This window comes from Pseudomonas sp. PDM24, from assembly GCF_019218905.1.
In the GTDB taxonomy this organism is placed as follows: domain Bacteria; phylum Pseudomonadota; class Gammaproteobacteria; order Pseudomonadales; family Pseudomonadaceae; genus Aquipseudomonas.
In genome coordinates, this window is sequence record NZ_JAHUWR010000027.1 from 1 (window position 1) to 370 (window position 370).

The 370-nt window shown below is 51.1% G+C and carries 2 rRNA genes; both read right to left on the reverse strand.

Annotation, left to right across the window (positions count from 1 at the left end):
• Positions 1-102: ribosomal RNA gene (gene rrf / locus KW837_RS28605) — 5S ribosomal RNA — on the reverse strand; the annotation flags it as partial.
• Positions 103-262: 160 nt separating this feature from the next.
• Positions 263-370: ribosomal RNA gene (locus KW837_RS28610) — 23S ribosomal RNA — on the reverse strand; the annotation flags it as partial.

Consider the following 370-nt stretch of genomic DNA (forward strand, 5'->3'; position numbering starts at 1 on the left):
TACTCTCACATGGGGAAACCCCACACTACCATCGGCGATGCATCGTTTCACTGCTGAGTTCGGGATGGGATCAGGTGGTTCCAATGCTCTATGGTCGTCAAGAAATTCGGTAGCCAGGTCGTGGGCCTTTGCAGGTTCACGCTCCAGCGAATGGGTATGCGATAGTTTGGTGTTTTGTGAGTATCTCGAACTTTCGGTTCGTTTCGTCTTCACACACCGCAATCTGGTGCCTTTTCAGGTCAGCAAATTGCTTGGGTGTTATATGGTCAAGCCTCACGGGCAATTAGTATTGGTTAGCTCAACGCCTCACAGCGCTTACACACCCAACCTATCAACGTCGTAGTCTTCGACGGCCCTTCAGGGGACTCAA